This is a genomic window from Streptomyces sp. NPDC048644 (assembly GCF_043199105.1).
GTDB lineage: Bacteria > Actinomycetota > Actinomycetes > Streptomycetales > Streptomycetaceae > Streptomyces.
This window is the reverse complement of record NZ_JBICVO010000006.1, coordinates 244821-260791: the sequence shown is the minus strand read 5'-3', so window position 1 is coordinate 260791 and position 15971 is coordinate 244821. Positions and strand designations below refer to the sequence as shown.

The following is a 15971-nucleotide window of genomic DNA, read 5'->3' as shown; positions in this document are numbered from 1 at the left end:
GCGCTGGACCCGGCCGCCGTCGGCGACCGGCCCGGCCCGCGTGGTGGACTGTCCGGGTGCGAAACGAACTGGAACAAAACCGGCCCCGTGACGGGGCGCCACTGCTCCCGATCGCGGCCCGCCGGGTCGCCGCCTGGTGCGGGGTCGGCCTGCTGGTCGCCGGCGTGGTCGCGGTCGGCATCTGGCTGTGCGTCGAACTGAGTACGGCCGTCACGCCGGTGCTGCTGGCGCTGCTGGGCAGCGCGCTGCTCGGCCCGCTGTACCGGCGGCTGGTGGCGATGAAGCTGAACAGCTCCCTCGCGGCCGGACTGACCTGTGCCGTGCTGCTGATCGTCGTCGGCGGCGCCGGCTACATCGTGGTCAGCGCGCTGGTCGACACCGGCGACCAGATCATCGCCTCGCTCAAGGACGCGGCCAAACAGGTCTCCCAGCACTTCGGCGCCGCGGGCACCTCGCTCGACGACCTCGCCTCCAACGCCAAGCAGCTGCTGGGCAAGTTCGGCGGCACCGCGGCATCCGGGCTGCTGGCCGGCGTCAGCATCATCGGCCAGTTCGTCGCCGCCGCGGTGCTCGCGCTGCTGCTGACGTTCTTCTTCCTGCGGGACTCGGACAAGGCGGTACGGGCGCTGCACGACTGGGCCCCCGGCGAATCCGCGCCCCAGCTGGAGCGGATGGCCCGCCGCGGCTTCCAGGCCATCGAGGGCTTCATGCGCGGCACCACCCTCATCGCCCTGATCGACGCCGTCTGCATCACCGTCGGCCTGCTGGTCCTCCAGGTGCCCAACGCCTTCGGCCTGGGCGCACTGGTCTTCGTCGGCGCCTACATCCCCTACCTCGGCGCGTTCATCTCGGGCGCGGTGGCGGTCCTGGTGGCGCTCGCCGAGGGCGGCTTCGTGGAGGCGCTGTGGGTGCTCGGCGTGGTGCTGGCCGTCCAGGTGCTTGAGGGGCACGTCCTTCAGCCGATGATCCAGAGCCGCACGGTCCAGATGCACCCGGCGACGGTGATGCTGGCGATCACCGCGGGCGCCAGCGTCGCGGGCATCCTCGGCATGCTGCTGTCCGTACCGCTGACCGCCGCCGTCTTCGGCGTGCTGCACGAGCTGCGCCGGCACTACGCGAGCTCGGGGACCGACTCCTCCGGGCCGCCGGAAGGTCCCGCGGGCCCGCCGGACGCCTCAGGTCCCGGCACCCCGGCGGAGCCCGGCACCGAAGGCCCGTCCGCGCCGCCCGCGCCCGCGTCCTCGTAGAGCTCGAACCACGTCGACTTGCCGTCCCCGCGCGGATCCACACCCCACGCACCGGCCAGCAGTTCCATCAGCATCAGGCCGCGCCCCGACGACGCCAGCTCGCCGGGGCTGCGGCGGTGCGGCAGCTCGTCGCTGCCGTCGGCGACGTCGACGCGGATCCGGCGTCCGCCCCGCTCGCCGGAGATCTCGGCGATCAGCAGCGCGTCCCCGTCGGTGTGCAGCAGCACGTTGGTGACCATCTCGGAGACCATCAGCACCGCGGAGTCCACCTGATCCGGGTCGGCCCAGTCGTGCAGCACATCGCGGACCTGCCGGCGCGCCTCGCCTATCCGCTCAGGCTCGGCCTGCGCGACGGTCAGCACGGTGCGCCGGACGGGCTGCCGCGGCATCCGGCCGCCGGTGCCCACCCCGCAGCTGCCGCCCTCGCGGCTCAGCAGCAGCACCGCGATGTCGTCCTCGCGGCGGTCTATCAGCGGTCCGGTCCTGTGGTGCGACGAGGGGCCGTGGACGGCCTGCACCAACTCGTCGGCCAGCCGTTCCAGACCCTCGGCGCCCTCGCCGTCGTCGTGCCGTTCGATGATCTCGCGCAGCCGCGCCCAGCCGGTCTCCAGGTCGTGGCCGCCGGTCTCGATCAGCCCGTCCGTGCACACCATCATCGTCTCGCCCGGCTCCAGGACCAGCCGGGTGGTGGGGTAGTCGGTGTCCGGGTCGATGCCCAGCGGCAGCCCGCCCGATGTGGGGCGCACCAGCATCGTGCCGTCGTTCATCCGGATCGCCGGATCGGGGTGCCCGGCGCGCGCGATGTCCAGCAGCCCGGTCGCCGGGTCGACCTCGATGTAGAGGCAGGTCGCGAAGCGCGGGTCGGCGCCCTGGACGGTCTCGTTGATGCCCGACAGGAAGCGGGAGGCGCGGGAGAGCACCGCGTCGGGATGGTGCCCCTCGGACGCGTAGGCACGCAGGGCGATCCGCAGCTGGCCCATCAGGCCGGCGGCCCGCACGTCGTGCCCCTGGACGTCGCCGATGACCAGGGCTATCCGGCCGGACGGCAGCGGAATCATGTCGTACCAGTCGCCGCCCACCTCCAGGCCGCCGCCGGTCGGCACGTACCGGGCGGCGACCGTCATCCCGGGGATGTCCGGCTGCACCGTCGGCATCATGCTGCGCTGGAGGCCGACGGAGAGTTCGTGCTGCGACTCCTGCGCGCTCGCCCGCGCCAGCGCCTGGGCCAGCATCCGGGCGACCGTGGTCAGCACCGACCGCTCGTCGGGTGTGAAGGTGACCGGGTGGTTGAAGCCCGCCATCCAGGCGCCGATCGTCCGGCCCGCGTTGATCAGCGGCAGGAACGCCCAGGACACCCGGTCGAAGCGGGCGGCCAGCGGCCAGGCGGTGGGGTAGCGCTCCAGATACGCGTCGGGATTGGGGAGGTAGATCGCCCGGCCGGTCCTGATCACCTCGGCCGCCGGGTAGTCGGTGCTCAGGGTCATCTCGGTGAACGGCCGCTCGTCGCCGTGCTTGTGGCCGTGGTGGCCGATGACCGAGATGCGGTCGCCCTCGATGCCGAAGACGGCGAGGCCGTCCGGGGTGAATCCGGGCATCGACAGGCCGGCCGCGACCCGCAGCACCTCGGCGGTGGACCGCGCCTCGGCCAGCGCCCGGCCCGCGTCCAGCAGGAACGCCTCGCGCGAGCGGCGCCAGTCGCCGGTGACGGGGGTGTGCGCGGAACCGGTGCCCGGCTGCGGTTCCGGGACCTCCTGGAGCGTGCCGACCAGGACGAATCCGCCGTCGGCCTTCATCGGGCGGGAGCGGGAGCGGACGGTCCGCAGCACCCGGCCGCGGGTGTCCACGACGCGCAGCCTGGCCTCGGCGAGGGTCCTCTCGGAGACGGCGAGCTGCACCACGCCGTTGATCTCGGCGAAGTCGACCGGGTGGAAGCGGGAGCGTATGGCGGCCTCGCCGAGTTCGACGGGCTCCGCCGGCAGACCCAGCAGCCGGGCCGCTTCGGCGTCGAGGCTCACCCGGCCCGTCGCGTCGTCCCAGCGCCACAGGCCGGTCGCGATGGCGGCCAGGAGATCCTTGGTGCGCATTGCATCACTTTATGTGGGTTTGCCGATGCCCGACCAACGAGGGCGAGGTGACCATCGTCCCATGGCGGCCCGCCACGCTCGGGACACCCGGATCCCCGCCGCCCTGACACGTCTATGCCAATCGAGCGACGGAGCCCGGGACGGTAACCTGGAGCGGTTATCACAAACCTGGGGCGCCTTCCGCGGACGGAAACGGTTCGTCCGCCGGCGGCACGCGGTCCGTCCGCGATCTCCCCACCTCGACTCGCGACGACTTGGATGAGCGATGCATCGGTACCGGTCCCACACCTGCGGCGAGCTTCGGGCCGCGGACGTCGACACGGACGTCCGCCTCAGCGGCTGGCTGCACAATCGACGTGACCTGGGCGGCATCCTCTTCATCGATCTGCGCGACCACTACGGTCTGGTGCAGCTCGTCGCCCGCCCCGGCACCCCGGCCAACGAAGCGCTCGGCTCGCTGACCAAGGAGTCCGTCGTCCGCATCGACGGCAGGGTCAGCGCACGCGGCGCGGACAACGTCAACCCCGACCTGCCGACCGGCGAGGTCGAGATCGAGGTCACCGACGTCGAGGTGCTCGGCGCCGCCGACCAGATCCCCTTCACGATCAACGCCGACGACGGTGTCAACGAGGAGCGGCGCCTCGAATACCGCTTCCTCGACCTGCGCCGCGAGCGCATGCACCGCAACATCCTGCTGCGCACCGCCGTCATCTCCGCCATCCGGCACAAGATGACCGCCCTGGGCTTCAACGAGATGGCCACCCCGATCCTGTCGGCCACCTCCCCCGAGGGCGCCCGCGACTTCCTGGTCCCCTCCCGCCTGCACGCCGGCAAGTTCTACGCGCTGCCGCAGGCCCCGCAGCAGTTCAAGCAGCTGCTGATGATCGCCGGCTTCGACCGCTACTTCCAGATCGCGCCCTGCTTCCGCGACGAGGACGCCCGCGCGGACCGTTCGCCCGGCGAGTTCTACCAGCTCGACGTCGAGATGAGCTTCGTCGAGCAGGAGGACGTCTTCGGCCCGATCGAGACGCTGATGACGGAGCTGTTCACCGAGTTCGGCAACGGCCGCACGGTGACCTCGCCGTTCCCGCGCATCCCGTTCCGCGAGTCGATGCTCAAGTACGGCTCCGACAAGCCGGACCTGCGCGCCGAGCTGGAGCTTGTGGACGTCTCGGACGTCTTCGCGGGCTCCGGCTTCAAGGCGTTCGCCGGCAAGCACGTCCGTGCCCTGGCCGTCCCGGACACCGCGGGCCAGTCGCGGAAGTTCTTCGACCAGATGGGCGACTTCGCCGTCCAGCAGGGCGCGAAGGGCCTGGCCTGGGTCCGCGTCGGCGAGAAGGGCGAGCTGACCGGCCCGATCGCGAAGTTCCTCACCGAGGACGACACCAAGGCGCTCGTCGACGCCCTGGGCCTGGAGCCCGGCCACGCCGTCTTCTTCGGCGCCGGCGAGTTCGACGAGGTCTCCAAGATCATGGGCGCGGTCCGCGTCGAGGCCGCCAAGCGCACCGGCAACTTCGTCGAGGACGAGTTCCGCTTCTGCTGGATCGTCGACTTCCCGATGTTCGAGAAGGACGAGGACACCGGCAAGATCGAGTTCTCGCACAACCCGTTCTCCATGCCCCAGGGCGGCCTGGAAGCGCTGGAGACCAAGGACCCGCTGGACATCCTGGCCTGGCAGTACGACATCGTCTGCAACGGCACCGAGCTGTCGTCGGGCGCGATCCGTAACCACGAGCCGGACGTCATGTACAAGGCGTTCGCCATCGCGGGCTACGACAAGGACACCGTCGAGGCGGAGTTCGGCGGCATGCTCCGCGCCTTCAAGTTCGGCGCCCCGCCGCACGGCGGCATCGCCCCCGGCGTCGACCGCATCGTGATGCTGCTGGCCGACGAGCCCAACATCCGCGAGACCATCGCCTTCCCCCTCAACGGCAACGCCCAGGACCTGCTCATGGGTGCCCCCAGCGAGGTCGAGGAGGCGCGCCTCAAGGAGCTGCACCTCAACATCCGCAAGCCGCAGGTGAAGACGCAGGGCAAGTAAACACCGCCCAGCGGAAAGCCCCCGGAACCTGGTCCCGGGGGCTTTCCGCTGCGGTGGCTACGCGGCGTCGTCGCCGCCGAACCGCTCACGGTACGACTCCAGGTCGTCCTCGGTGATCTTGGCGAAGAGCACCGGCGGCACCGTGAACGCGGTACCCGCCGGGACCGAGGACAGCGCCCTGGCCTCTTCAGGGGAGACCCACACCGCGGTGTCGTCCGCCAGCGCGAACGCGCCCCGCATCGCCTTCGCCGACGCCGGGATGAACGGCTCGGAGACGATCGCGTAGAGGTGGATCAGGTTCATCGCGGTCCGCAGTGTCAGCGCCGCCGCGTCCTTGTCGGTCTTGATCTCCAGCCAGGGGGCCTTCTCCTCCAGGTAGGAGTTGCCCGCGCTCCACAGGGCGCGCAGCGCAGCCGCCGCCTTGCGGAACTGGAGCGCCTCCATGTGGCCCTCGTACTCCGCCAGCAGTCCGGCGATCTCCTCGCCCAGCTTCTGCTCGGCGGCCCCGGCTTCGGCGCCCGCGGGCACGTCGTCTCCGAACCGCTTGCGCGAGAACGACAGCACCCGGTTGACGAAGTTGCCGAGCGTGTCCGCCAGGTCCTTGTTGACCGAGGCGGAGAACAGCTCCCAGGTGAAGGACGTGTCGTCGGACTCGGGGGCGTTGGCGATCAGGAAGTAGCGCCAGTAGTCGGCCGGCAGCAGCTCCAGCGCCGCGTCCGTGAAGATGCCGCGCTGCTGCGAGGTGGAGAACTTGCCGCCGTAGTAGTTCAGCCAGTTGAACGCCTTGAGGAAGTCGACCTTCTTCCAGGGCTCACGGGTGCCGAGCAGCGTCGCCGGGAACATCACGGAGTGGAACGGGACGTTGTCCTTCGCCATGAACTCCGTGTAGCGGACGTCGTCGGCCTCGTACCACCAGGACTTCCAGTCCCGGCTGCCGTCGGACGCGGCGTCCGCCCACTCCTTCGTCGCGCCGATGTACTCGATCGGCGCGTCGAACCAGACGTAGAAGACCTTGCCTTCGGCCGCCAGATCGGGCCACACGTCGGCGGGGACCGGAACGCCCCAGTCCAGGTCGCGGGTGATCGCCCGGTCCTGGAGGCCCTCGGTCAGCCACTTGTGGGCGATGGACGAGGCCAGCGTCGGCCACTCCGTGCTGCCGTTGCCTGCCAGCCACTCCTCGACCTCGTGCTGGAGCTTGGACTGGAGCAGGAAGAGGTGCGTGGTCTCGCGCACCTCCAGATCGCCGCTGCCGCTGATCGCCGAGCGGGCGTCGATCAGGTCGGTCGGGTCCAGCACCCGGGTGCAGTTCTCGCACTGGTCGCCGCGCGCCTTGTCGTAGCCGCAGTGCGGGCAGGTGCCGACGATGTAGCGGTCGGGCAGGAAGCGGTCGTCGGTGATCGAGAAGACCTGGCGGATCGCCCGCTCCTCGATGAAGCCGTTCTCCTGGAGCCTGCGGGCGAGGTGCTGGGTCAGCTCGACGTTCTGCTGCGACGAGCTGCGCCCGAAGTGGTCGAACTTCAGGCCGAAGCCCTCGTAGATCGCCTTCTGCTTGTCGTGCTGCTCGCCGCAGAACGCGTCCACCGACTGCCCCGCGGCCTTCGCCGCCAGCTCGGCCGGGGTGCCGTGCTCGTCCGTCGCGCAGATGTAGAGCACGTCGTGCCCGCGCTGCCGCATATACCGCGCATACACATCGGCCGGGAGCATGGACCCCACCATGTTGCCCAGGTGCTTGATCCCGTTGATGTACGGAAGGGCGCTGGTGATGAGGTGTCGAGCCATTGCCGGCTGCTCCCAAGTCGCTACGGTGAGTGAAGAATTGCTTTACGGAACGTCAATATCGTACTGGACTGCGCGGTACGAATCCGCTGGCATTTCCGCACGCATTTCCGACGGCTATTCCGTAGGCCGCGACGGGCCGTACGGCGGGGCGCCGCCGCTGTACGGCGGCCCGGGACCGCCTTCCCCCGACGGGCACCGCAGGCCCGGCCTCACACCGCAGCCGTCGCCGCGTCCCGCGCGGGCCTCGGCCGGTGCTTCGGGGCCCGCGCCGTCACCATGAACCAGGCCACCACGGCTGCCAGCAGCATGATCGCCGAGCCCACGCCGATCGCGACGGTGAAGCCGTGCACCACGGCGTCCTTGACGATGCCGCTGCGCACCGCCGGCGTGAGCTGCCCGGTGCGCGACGCGTCCGCCATCCGGGACGCGAGGTACGTCGCGCTGCTCGACGTCGCGAGGGTGTTCAGCAGTGCCGTACCGATCGAACCGCCCACCTGCTGCGCGGTGTTGACGGTCGCCGACGTGACGCCGGAATCCCGGGACGCGACACCCGTCGTGGCGGTGGCCATCACCGGCATGAAGATCAGGCCCATGCCGAGGCCGACGAGCAGTTCGGCGGGCAGCACGTGCGAGACGAACGCCGGCTCGGCGGTCAGGAACGTCAGCAGGAACAGGCCCACCGCGGCCAGCAGCGCGCCCGGAGTCATCAGCAGCCGGGGTGCGAGATGGTGCAGCAGCCGCGCCGATATCTGCGTCGAGCCGATAACGATCGCGGCCGTCATCGGAAGAAAAGCAAGACCGGTCTTTACCGGCGAATATCCGAGTACGGCTTGAAAGTAATAGGTCATGAACAGGAACATTCCGAACATCGCGATGACGGCGAGCCCCATCGTCAGGAAAGCGCCGCCGCGATTACGGTCCCGCACGATGGGCAACGGGAGCAGCGGATACCGGGCCCGGGTCTGCCACCAGGCGAAGAGCGCCAGCAGCAGCACGCCGCCCGTCAGCAACCCCAGTACCAGAGCGTCACTCCAGCCCCGCGGCCGTGCCTCACTGCACCCGTAGACGATCGCCACCAGGCCACCGCACCCCAGCAGCACACCGGGCACGTCCAGCCGGGCCCGCCCGCGGTCCGGCCGGTCGTGCAGGAACACCGCGGCGCCCGCGAACGCCAGTACCGCGACCGGGACGTTCACGTACAGACACCAGCGCCAGTCCAGATACTCGGTCAGCAGCCCGCCGGCGATCAGCCCGATCGCCGCGCCGCCACCCGCGATGGCGCCGTAGATCCCGAACGCCTTCCCCCGCTCCTTCCCGCCGGTGAACGTCGTCGTCAGCAGCGACAACGCGGACGGCGCCAGCAACGCCCCGAACGCCCCCTGCAACGCCCGCGCCCCGAACAACAGCCCCGGCCCGGTCGCAGCCCCACCCAGTCCCGACGCGACCGCGAACCCCACGAGCCCCACCATGAACGTCGTCTTCCGCCCGACGAGATCCGCGATCCGCCCGCCCAACAGCAACAACCCACCGAACGCCACCGTGTACGCGGTGATCACCCACTGCCGGTTCCCGTCCGACATCCCCAACTCCCGCTGCGCGGACGGCAACGCGATATTCACGACGGTCGCGTCCAGCACCACCATGAGCTGGGCGAGAGCGATGACGAGGAGGGCCCACCAGCGGCGGGGGCCGCCCGCCGCACCGCCGGACACGGCGGGCCCGCGCGCCCCGCCTTCCCCCTGCCCGCCTCCACTCACCACACAACCCGCCTCCACCGGCCGTCGCCCCGGCCCACCTGCCCTGCTCAGCGGATATACCGGAATAACCGGATCACTTCACCCACTCAGCGTAGGTAGTGGGGGGTGGGGGCGCTTGGTGGGACGGGAGCGCGGGGCCACCTCAGTCTGCGGGCCGTTCGGCGATGTGGTCGTCGCCGACGGCGGCAGTTATTCGGGTGGTGTTCGATGTTTCCGCTGCGCGGCTCACGACGAATGCGCCGCTGTGGACCGCCACGTTCCTCGACTCGCCTGATTTCTGCATGGGGTCTAATGTCGTGGAACTCGTTGGTGAATTCCGCCACGGCAACCTGGGTATGCCGCTTACCGGGGCCGCCAGCTCGTGAATGCTCAGGGGGTTTTGCATCCGGGATGAAGTGGCGATGCTGGTGCGCTCAGAAGTTGTGGGTGACGATCCAGTAGTCATCATCTTCGACTGAAATCGCGCAAAGGTGACGTCCGTCTGTAGATAGTGCCAAGAACTCTGGTGACGCCTTTGCCTCCATCAAGCGAGAGGCCAAGCTTTCTCCCCGCAATGGATCTTGGATGAGGAGCCATCCGACATCATCGGGACAAACGACTGGCGAACAAACGAGAATTTCTCCATTTTCTGAGTATAGTGCTGATGCCTCCACGTGCCTTTCCCATTGGTGATCCAGGGTGGGCAAAAAATCTGGGGCGTGCGCGTTGATCGCCACACTTGGCTCTACGTCCACGCCATTTACGGCATAGAGGCCGACTGTGGCAGAGGTCTCCCGTTCTATGGGGGTTTTCTGCAAGACCGTCATTCCTGCGAATGTGAGTTCATCGATCCACTTTTGTGCGTACTCTTCGCTTGTCGTCATGGGCTGGCCCTGTCTCCTTCGTCAAGATCCCCACCCTTTCTCGTAGAAAAAGTGGTGATCTCCGCCTGGCTTGTTCACTTTTCCGTATCTTTCCATTGAGTCCTTGTATCGTTTTGCACCCTCCCCCTTTTCGTTGTCCCATCCGAAGTTTACTCCGTCTCGGTGCGGGTTCCCCTTGGGTTCGCCCACGTGAAAGTGTGCTCCGGCCCTGTCGAAAGTGTGTTCCACTATGACTCGCGACCCAGAGGGAGTTTCGAACTGTTGGAAGTTTCCCCAGTGTGAAGGGTTGTTGCTGTACACGTATCCCGGCATATGTGAAAATGCCTTGTTTCCTGTCACGATCCACTCGGCGTCGGGTGTTGTGCCGTGGGGGACTCCGGCGAGTTCGTGGGCTGCCTGCGCGGCTTCGGATTTGTACTCGAACGGATTTGATGCCTCACCTTTGGGCTTGCATGAAAACAAGCCCAAGGGGTCGGCGCTGGCGTGAGGGTTGTTTACATACGCGTAGCCGTTAGGTTTCGGCAGAATTCCTAGTGGGTCTGGTGACAGGTATCTGCCCGTGTTGGAATCATAGTAGCGATGGTAGTTGTAATGAAGCTGGCTCTCTGGGTCAAAATACTGTCCGAGAGACCTCAGCGGCGTCCAGGCTGTGGCACCGCTGTTCCATGTGGTCGTACCCCAGAGCGTGGAGCGCGAAAGCCAAGTTATATTGCCGGTTTTGGATGCAAGTTTGACAGGCGTTCCGGTCGAATCTGTGACTATGGCGTAGAAGCGCTCATGGAATCTCTGGTGGGTTTCTGGTGGTGAGGAATCTTTGCGCTCGGTCTGGCTGATTGGTTCCAGCCCGTTGTAATCCCATGTAAGAGAGATGAAATTTGAAGCGTGCGCCGTTTGTTCGGTTACAGTCGGTCCGTCCCAGCTGAAATCCGTTTGTTCGGCCACCGAGTAGTCGTCAGGACCCAACCGCTGCTTCGCAACCCGCCTCCCGAACGGGTCATACAAATACCGCCACGTCACCCCGTCCGGCGTCACCACCGACGTCAGCCGGTCCTCCGTATTCCACGTGTAGTGCCAGGTGTCCGGTTTGCGGGAGAGGCGGGTTTTTTGGCGGAGGGTTACTCGGCCGAGGGGGTCGTGTTCGTAGCGGATGGTGCCGGCTCGGGTGATGCGGGTGCCGGTGTAGGTGCGGTCGCCTCGGGCTGAGGGGTTGGGGTGGCGGTCGGGCCAGGTGGCGTGGGTTTGGTTGCCGGCTTCGTCGTAGGCGTAGGTCTCGGTCCAGTCGGTGGCGTGGACGGCGGTGACGCGGCCCGCGCGGTCGAGGTCGAAGGTGCGGCGGCCGGTGTGGGAGTCGTCGATGGCGGTGAGGTGGCCGTCGGCGCGGTAGGTGTAGGCGCGGTGGTGGAGGAGGGATGAGGGGGAGGGCGTGGCGGGGAGGGGTGGCTGGGTGGTGTGGAAGTCGGCGGTGGCGCCGGTGCGGCTGGTGCTGTCGAAGCCGCTGGTGCCGTCAGCGTCTGCGGAGCCGCTGTTGCCGGTGGTCGTCTGCGTGAGTGAAGGGGCGGTGGGGGTGGTCAGGAGGGACTGGGTGGTGAGGCGGCCGGTGGGATCCCAGGTGGTGGTGAGGCGGATGTGGTCACCGATGGTGCGGGTGAGTTCGTTGCCTGTGGCGTCGTGGTGGAAGGTGAGGGCGTGGCCGGCGACGTCCATCGCGGTGCGGTTGCCGGCGGCGTCGTAGGTGTAGGTGGTGGTGTGGCCGGTGGGGGTGGTGCGGGAGGTGCGGCGGCCCAGGGCGTCGTAGGTGAACGTCATGGTGCGGCCGTTGACGGTTTCGGCGGTGACGCGGCCGAGGATGTCGCGGGAGTAGGAGACCGTGGCGTCGGGGTTGGCGGCCTGGAGGAGTGCGCCGGTCGGGGAGTGCGTGAAGGTGGTGGGGAGGCCGGCGGCGTCCTTGGTGGTGATGCGGCCCATGAGGTCGCGGGTGTAGGCAGTCACCTCGCCCAATGTGTTGGTGCGGGTGGTGAGTTGGCCCGCCGCGTCGTGGGTGTAGGTGAGGACGCGGTCGTCGAAGTCCGTCTCGGAGGTCAGGCGGCCGGCGGCGTCGTAGGCGTAATTCCAGGTCAGGCCCTGGGGGTTGGTGACCTGGGTGAGGCGGAGTTCGGTGTCGTGGGTGAAGGAGTGGCGGACGCCGTCCGGGTCGGTGCGGGCCGTGAGCAGGTCGAAGTGGCCGTACGCGAAGTGGGTGGTCTGGCCCAGGGGGTCGGTGTGGGTGGTGCGGTTGCCCTCGCCGTCGTAGGTCCAGCGTTCGGTGGCGCCGGTGGGGTCGGTGCGGGTGGCGAGTTTTCCCTCGACGGTCCAGGTGAGGTGTGTGGTGCCGCCGAGCGGGTCGGTGACGGATATGACCCGGCCGAAGGCGTCGCGCGCGTAACGGGTGGTCGCGCCGAGCGGGTTGGTGACGCCGAGCGGGAGACCGGCAGCGTCGCAGTGGAGGCGGGTGGTGTGGCCGAGGGCGTCGGTGACGGAGGTGAGGTGACCGGCGGCGTTGTGGGTGTAGGTGGTGGTGGCGCCGGTGGGGTCGGTGGATGAGGTGCGGTTGCCGGCGGCGTCGTAGGTGTGGGTCCAGGTGGTGCCGTCGGGGGCGGTGGTGCTCAGCGGGTGGCCGTCGGCGTCGAAGACGGTGGTGGCCGTGGTGTCGTCGGGGAGGGTGAGGAGAGTGGGGCGGCCCTTGTCGTCGTAGCCGATGCGGGTGGTGCGGCCCAGGGGGTCGGTGGTGGCCAGGATGCGGTGCTGGGGGTCGCGGACCGTGCGGGTGGTGGCGCCGGTGGGATCGGTTTCCGCGACGATCTGGTGGCGGTCGTTGACCTGGTAGGTCGTGACCTGGTCGAGGGAGTTGCGGAGGGAGTTGGTCCGCAGGCCGGTGGCCGGGTCCGGGTCGCCCCAGGTGAAGTGGGCGTGCAGATGGCCATCGACGCCGCTCTGCCAGATGCAGCGGTCCTGGTCGTCGTAGGTGTAGGAGTAGCTGCTGTGGTTGGTGTCCGTCCAGGACGTGATGCGGCACTGCGGGTCGTAACCGAAGCGCAGCGGGATGCCGGACGACTTGGTGACGGTGGTGAGGTGGCCCGCCGCGTCGTAGCCGTAGCTGACGAGGAGTTGGTCGCCGCCGTCGGGGGCGCCGCCCGCCAGGTGGAGGGCCGTGACGCGGTCGCCTTCGGTGGTGAACAGCAGGCGGTAGCCGGCGCTGTGGGTGAGGGCGGTGGGGGTGCCGTCCTCGGTGTGGTCGAAGGTGTGGTGGTTGCCGCGCCGGTCGGATATCTCGTCGAGTACGGCGAGGCCCTCGGTGTACTCGGTGAAGTACCAGCGCATGCCGGTGTCCGGGTCGCTGAGGAGGTAGTCGCCGTCGGGGGTGCGTTCCAGCGGGCGGCCAGGACCTTCGACGGGGAGGGTGGGGACGCCGACGGCGGGATGGGGATAGGTGTAGAAGTCGCCTTCCTCGCCGATGAGGATGACGCCTTCCGCGTCGATCTCCAGGCGCTGGTCGACGGTGCTCATCCACGTCGGGCCGAACCACCGCCCGGTGCGGTACGACGACTCGAAGGTGCGAGTGAAGGCGAGGGGCAGGCCGCCGGGCAGCTGGACGTCGGTCTGCGGGAGGATCATCCGGCCCGTGGCCATGTCCACGGGATCGTTGCCGAAGGTCTTGCACCAGGCGGTGCGGGCGCGGTCCCTGAGGGTCCGCTTGCCGCCCTCCCTGGCGGCGGTCCGCGCGGCGCTCCGGCCGGCGTCCTTCACCCCGGCTCTCGCCGCGCCCTTGGCCAGACCGCCGGTGCCCTTCCCGCCGATGAGGTTGCCGAGGAAGCCGCCGTACGCGTCGCCCGGATCGCTGCCCCAGCCCGAACCGAGCATGCCCTTGGCGGTGTTGACGGGGTGCAGGGGGGCGGACGCCAGGCCCATCAGGGTGGTGGTGGCGTTCGATGCGAACTGCCAGGGGTGGGCGATGTTGTACGGGTCGAGCGGATTGACCATCCGGGCGAGCTTGAGGGTGTCGGCGCCTGCCTTCAGGGCGCCGCCGGCGATGTGCACGCTCTCCACGGCGTAGGCGGTGCCGTAGTCCTTGACGTTCGCCGACAGAAGCTCGGTGGTCTGCGGCGCATCCGGGGCGTGCGCGAGCGCGGCTTTGACGGCGCCACGGGCCCGCTCGGCCGCTTCGTTGCGCTGGCTGCGGGCGTCCTTGAGCATGTCCTGTGCGGCTTCCCGCCCGTCGGCGCCCGGGTCGGTGAAGTCGCCGGGGCGCTGCGGGACGGCACCGGGGTCGTCGCCGCGCTCGGCGGCGGCGTTGTAGGTGTCGACCTTCTCCCGGTAGCTCTGGCACGTCGCGTTGTACGCCTTCTGCGCCCGCTGGGTGGTCTGCTGCGCGTGCTGGTACTTCTCGATGGCGTCCGTGGCCTTGCCCTGGGCCCAGGTGACCGTTTCGGCGAAGTTCTTCAGCGCCTTCGACGCGTCGCCGCAGGCGTCGGCGGCACGCATCCACTGCTTGGGGTGCATGTCGAACTTCTCGCGGAAGGCGTCCGCGGCCTTGCCGCCCCAGTCGCCCTTGGACCCCAGCTTGCGCATGCCGTCCGCCACGCGGTCGAAGGCGGCGGAGAAGTCCTTGAGGTGGGCGGCGGTTTCGTTGATCTTCGTCGGGTCGCCGTGGATGAGCTGCCGCGGGTCATCGGTCTCGCCCAGCTGCCGCTCGTCGACGTGCGCTCCCATGGCGCCGGCGAGTTGGTCGCCGCCGGAGCGGACCCGCTGCGCCAGACCGTCGGCGCCGACGGTCTCCAGGGCGTCGCCGGTCTTGTCGGTCGCGAACTCGACCACCTCGCCGGCGCCGCGCCCGACGGCGTCGGTGAACTCGCCCGCGGCTTTGCCGATGGCGTTGACGCCGTCGGAGAAGAGGTTCACTTGTCGGCGCCCCCGCCCTTGGTGCCGGCCGGGTCGTCGTCGCCGGTCATGCGGTCGGGTATCGAGGTGATGTCGTGGCCGAGCCCTTCGGCAGCGTCGACGGCGCGTTGGCCCGCGTCCCGCGAGGCGGCGGAACTTGGATCCCAGTCGGCGCCCTTGAGGGGGTTGGCGACGTCGGCCCAGGACTTCTTGTGGATCTGCTCGGGGGTCGCGCCGGGGTCGCCGACCGCGTCACTCACCACGGTCTTGAGGGTGTCGGATGCGTACTGCTCCTGCTCGTAATAGAAACCGGCCGTGATGCCGAGCTTCTTGGAGAAGCCGTTCGCGTCCTGCATCAGCGTCCGTATGCCCCAGCCCCACCGTTCGCAGAACGTGTCGAGGACGGCGGCCAGGCCGTCATCGCCGCATGCCACGCCGTCCAGGGACAATCTGTCGAATCCGCGGCCCTGCTGGGCTTCGACGTCAAAGCCCAGTTCTTTCAGTTCGGCGGTCGCGGCTCTGATGCCCTGGGTGAGTTGCTCGAATGCCTCCGGTTCGAGCTGATATCCGGCGCCACCGATGAGCCCCATTTACTGCTTCCCTCCGGGGAGCGTTTCCTGTATATCGAGAGCCGCCGCATCCGGAACGATTCCGGCCACCGGCGGGAAGAGCATGCCGTACGGGCTTCCGGCGTCCAGCGCGATGCCGGCCGGGCCTTCCACGCCGGGGACCAGGACGTCGAGCAGACGGGCTCCGGTGCAGGTCAGGTACTCCCAGTCGGCGCCGGGCCCGCCCTCGCGGGCCGCCGCGAAGCGGACCAGCGCGTCCTCGTCGGTGAAGGCGTAGAGCCAGCGGATTCCGTCCATCTCGGCGCTCAGCAAAGAGTCGTTGACGGTCGGAATCAGGACTGCGGTGCGCCGGAATTCTCCCAGCATGGCCGCCGGATCAGGTCGGCCTGTATGGAATGCGGCGACTTCTTCGGCCAAGGACATCAGGACCCCTCCCCCTGTTTTCCGTTGATCCCCCCTGAAGATGTGCGCTCCACCCTGCCACAGGGCACTGACAGTGCGTTCGAAGGGTGGGGAAAGGGCTGTGGATAAGGGGACGGAAACCGACCGGTGGGAAGGTTATGGGGAATTCGGAGGGGGCGAGGGCATGCGGCCCTCGGGGAAAAGCGCCGGCCGCGGGGGGGGGGGCGGGGGGGCCCCCCCCCCCCCGGGGGGGGGGGGGGGGGGGGGGGGGGGGGGCGCGGGGGGGGGGGGCGGGGGGGGGGGGGGCCGGGGGGG

9 protein-coding genes and 1 pseudogene are annotated in these 15971 nt (G+C 69.0%); 2 read left to right on the top strand and 8 right to left on the bottom strand.

Annotated features, from left to right (window positions below):
* Positions 1–56 precede the first annotated feature (56 nt).
* A pseudogene (locus ACGFNI_RS16250) lies at positions 57–1178 on the top strand (AI-2E family transporter); the annotation flags it as partial.
* Here the strand turns inward: ACGFNI_RS16250 and ACGFNI_RS16245 are convergent.
* Positions 1112–3331, bottom strand: coding sequence for a SpoIIE family protein phosphatase (locus ACGFNI_RS16245; RefSeq protein ID WP_393684256.1), 2220 nt, complete (start codon positions 3329–3331; stop codon positions 1112–1114). The pseudogene ACGFNI_RS16250 and the gene ACGFNI_RS16245 overlap by 67 nt on opposite strands.
* A gap of 265 nt (positions 3332–3596) precedes the next feature.
* Here ACGFNI_RS16245 and aspS point away from each other — a divergent pair, with 265 nt between their 5' ends.
* Positions 3597–5372, top strand: coding sequence for an aspartate--tRNA ligase (aspS, locus tag ACGFNI_RS16240; protein ID WP_393684254.1), 1776 nt, complete (start codon positions 3597–3599; stop codon positions 5370–5372).
* Between the two features lie 57 nt (positions 5373–5429).
* On the opposite strand, the gene metG is transcribed toward aspS, so the two are convergent.
* The 7 genes from metG to ACGFNI_RS16205 form a co-directional block, all read right to left on the bottom strand.
* Positions 5430–7151: a methionine--tRNA ligase gene (gene metG / locus ACGFNI_RS16235; RefSeq protein WP_393684253.1), complete on the bottom strand. Its 1722-nt coding sequence runs from the start codon at positions 7149–7151 to the stop codon at positions 5430–5432.
* A gap of 209 nt (positions 7152–7360) precedes the next feature.
* Positions 7361–8794 carry an MFS transporter gene (locus tag ACGFNI_RS16230; RefSeq protein WP_393684648.1) on the bottom strand — a complete coding sequence of 478 codons (1434 nt, stop codon included), beginning with the start codon at positions 8792–8794 and terminating at the stop codon, positions 7361–7363.
* A 256-nt stretch (positions 8795–9050) separates the two neighbouring features.
* Positions 9051–9191, bottom strand: coding sequence for a hypothetical protein (locus tag ACGFNI_RS16225; RefSeq protein WP_393684251.1), 141 nt, complete (start codon positions 9189–9191; stop codon positions 9051–9053).
* 130 nt (positions 9192–9321) lie between these two features.
* The gene (locus ACGFNI_RS16220; RefSeq protein ID WP_393684250.1) at positions 9322–9771 is read right to left on the bottom strand and encodes a hypothetical protein; all 450 of its coding nucleotides are present in this window, start codon (positions 9769–9771) and stop codon (positions 9322–9324) included.
* 21 nt (positions 9772–9792) lie between these two features.
* Positions 9793–14706: a putative T7SS-secreted protein gene (locus ACGFNI_RS16215; protein ID WP_393684248.1), complete on the bottom strand. Its 4914-nt coding sequence runs from the start codon at positions 14704–14706 to the stop codon at positions 9793–9795.
* The gene (locus ACGFNI_RS16210) at positions 14703–15275 is read right to left on the bottom strand and encodes a hypothetical protein (RefSeq protein WP_393684247.1); all 573 of its coding nucleotides are present in this window, start codon (positions 15273–15275) and stop codon (positions 14703–14705) included. Before ACGFNI_RS16210 ends, ACGFNI_RS16215 begins: the two co-directional genes overlap by 4 nt.
* Positions 15276–15677, bottom strand: a complete 402-nt coding sequence (locus ACGFNI_RS16205; protein WP_393684245.1) for an SseB family protein — start codon at positions 15675–15677, stop codon at positions 15276–15278.
* Positions 15678–15971 lie beyond the last annotated feature (294 nt).

What these genes read in the sequence shown, in the direction of transcription:
- ACGFNI_RS16245 (WP_393684256.1), bottom strand. Translation starts at nt 3,331, where the DNA reads ATGCGCACCAAGGATCTCCTGGCCGCCATCGCGACCGGCCTGTGGCGC.
- ACGFNI_RS16230 (WP_393684648.1), bottom strand. Translation starts at nt 8,794, where the DNA reads ATGGTGGTGCTGGACGCGACCGTCGTGAATATCGCGTTGCCGTCCGCG.
- ACGFNI_RS16220 (WP_393684250.1), bottom strand. Translation starts at nt 9,771, where the DNA reads ATGACGACAAGCGAAGAGTACGCACAAAAGTGGATCGATGAACTCACA.
- metG (WP_393684253.1), bottom strand. Translation starts at nt 7,151, where the DNA reads ATGGCTCGACACCTCATCACCAGCGCCCTTCCGTACATCAACGGGATC.
- ACGFNI_RS16225 (WP_393684251.1), bottom strand. Translation starts at nt 9,191, where the DNA reads ATGCAGAAATCAGGCGAGTCGAGGAACGTGGCGGTCCACAGCGGCGCA.
- aspS (WP_393684254.1), top strand. Translation starts at nt 3,597, where the DNA reads ATGCATCGGTACCGGTCCCACACCTGCGGCGAGCTTCGGGCCGCGGAC.
- ACGFNI_RS16210 (WP_393684247.1), bottom strand. Translation starts at nt 15,275, where the DNA reads ATGGGGCTCATCGGTGGCGCCGGATATCAGCTCGAACCGGAGGCATTC.
- ACGFNI_RS16205 (WP_393684245.1), bottom strand. Translation starts at nt 15,677, where the DNA reads ATGTCCTTGGCCGAAGAAGTCGCCGCATTCCATACAGGCCGACCTGAT.